Raw genomic sequence first — 1,926 nt, forward strand, 5'->3', positions numbered from 1 at the left:
GGTGGTACAACCACCAACGACTCCACTCGACCCTCAATTACATGAGCCCCGTGGAGTTCACACACCAAGGAAACACCCTCTAGAAACAGTCCAACACACCGTTGCCAATCCACTCCAGCCTCATCACGAGATATTCGACGCCTCCGAGACTGTCCAACGTCTGCGCGGCGATGGTGAACGATGGAAGATGAAACAGGTCACCCAGTCCGCTGGACTCCATAAGCATGCAGATCTCCATGACGACGGATTCCTGTACGCGGGCGATGAAATTGGACTCATCGGATCTGCGTCGCGTCGTGATGAGCTCCATGTAGACGGGTCGGCTTCCGGTGACCACGGGACTAATCTGGTTTATGGTGCTCGGCCAGTCGATGAGACCTTCCCCGTCTCGTTCGCGAATGCGACGCGCCTCATGGTAGGGGCCGTGCTCGGCGTAGTCCTGTAGCAGGAATCGGTACAATCCCATCTGATTCTGTACTACGGTGGTGTACGGAGAAGACGGCGCGAAGGTAGTGTCGTCCAGACTCTTCGCCGCGGCGCGCAAATCATGGTATCTGCGCACGGCGGCAAGGATGTCCTGCACCGTTCCGATGAGCCATGACATGTCTGCAATCTGTCGACCGCATGGAACGTAGTACTTGGGCAGCACGATGAACACGTGTCGAAACACGGCAATCACACCCACATAGTTGAATGCCAGACCGCCTTTGACTTTCGACAGCAGTGGCGACCGTGTGCCGAGACGCATCGTCAACAGCCGCTTCGTTACCTCACCGATGTCCTGCCGCCAAGAATCGGATTCGGCCCCTGATATTTCCGACCCCCAGTCCGGCCCGTCGATGCAGGCTTCGGCCAGATCGCGTTCCGAATACGGCAATCCCTCAATGAAGAAACGCCCCGTCATGCCGTGAAGATCTCCTCGGGGACGGAAACGGGTTCATTCTGACCAGTCACAGCAGCAGTGTCATCGGGTTGGTTCGTCGACTGCATACCATGAAACAGCCCGAAGTCGATGGCATCCCATGCCGCGAACAGCATGTGGAGGGACAGAGTGTGAGCATCCACTCCGTCGCGTTCCTGTATGGGCAGTGCCTTCCTGATAGCGTCGATGTCGAATATTCCGCGATGGTATTTGGCTGCGTCCTCGAACAGGTACATGAGCACCTTGTTCCTAAAGGCTTCATCGAACGCCTGCCGATTCTTGGTGAAATCCAACGACCGTTTGATGAAGAAGGGGCCGAGCTGCTTGTCCTCGTTCACTCCCTCCTTCAGCAGCAGCTGGTTGATGGCTCGACGGTTTTCCTTCCACACCGGATCCTGAATCTCCGTCTCGCCCTCGTCGATGCCCACGTACCGGAAATCCCAACGCCGCTTGAACGCCGTGTCCAGAGGGTACACGCCTTGATCGGCCGAGTTCATGGTCGCCCAGATGTACATGTTGCGGGGAATGACGATCTGCGCGCAGACATCGTCAGGGGAAACATCCGAGCCGGTTACCTCGGCGATTTGCGAGACGAGGTTGTCCTTGCCCGTACTGGACAGTCCACCATTGTTCCCGTTGTCGGGATCGTTGAGAAACTCGCGAAGGTCCTCACTCGTGGAGACGGGATATTCGCTCATGCCTGCATCGGAACGATCCAGAAGCTGGAACAAATCACCGAACACCGATGCCGCCTCGGCACGGTTCAGCTCCTCGATGACGAGCGCGTAATTGTTCTGGGGATTATTCAATGCTTTTACCAACACGCGCGTGAATGGGCCCGGGCGGAATCGGTATTCAATCTGTCCGCCGACCGTCACCGGTTTGTACGCTCCCTGGATTGGCAACGGTGTGTTGGACTGTTTCTAGAGGGTGTTTCCTTGGTGTGTGAACTCCACGGGGCTCATGTAATTGAGGGTCGAGTGGAGTCGTTGGTGGTTGTACCA

At 56.7% G+C, this 1,926-nt stretch carries 4 protein-coding genes; 1 reads left to right on the forward strand and 3 read right to left on the reverse strand.

The features are described from left to right. Positions 1–83, forward strand: an 83-nt coding sequence (locus AC1AY0_RS11705) for an IS3 family transposase (RefSeq protein WP_476526496.1), incomplete at its 5' end; no start/stop codon positions are given. Here the strand turns inward: AC1AY0_RS11705 and AC1AY0_RS11710 are convergent. The 3 genes from AC1AY0_RS11710 to AC1AY0_RS11720 form a co-directional block, all read right to left on the reverse strand. After that, positions 80–904: an LlaJI family restriction endonuclease gene (locus AC1AY0_RS11710; protein ID WP_476524674.1), complete on the reverse strand. Its 825-nt coding sequence runs from the start codon at positions 902–904 to the stop codon at positions 80–82. The genes AC1AY0_RS11705 and AC1AY0_RS11710 overlap by 4 nt on opposite strands. Beyond that, complete coding sequence (locus tag AC1AY0_RS11715) at positions 901–1,800, reverse strand: hypothetical protein (RefSeq protein WP_476526494.1); 900 nt, start codon at positions 1,798–1,800, stop codon at positions 901–903. The genes AC1AY0_RS11710 and AC1AY0_RS11715 overlap by 4 nt, the downstream gene beginning before the upstream one ends. Positions 1,801–1,845: 45 nt before the next feature. Further along, positions 1,846–1,926 (reverse strand): IS3 family transposase (locus AC1AY0_RS11720; RefSeq protein ID WP_476526496.1); only part of this gene is annotated, 81 nt, incomplete at its 5' end.

This window comes from Bifidobacterium sp. LH_416 (assembly GCF_056357055.1).

What these genes read in the sequence shown, in the direction of transcription:
- AC1AY0_RS11710 (WP_476524674.1), bottom strand. Translation starts at nt 904, where the DNA reads ATGACGGGGCGTTTCTTCATTGAGGGATTGCCGTATTCGGAACGCGAT.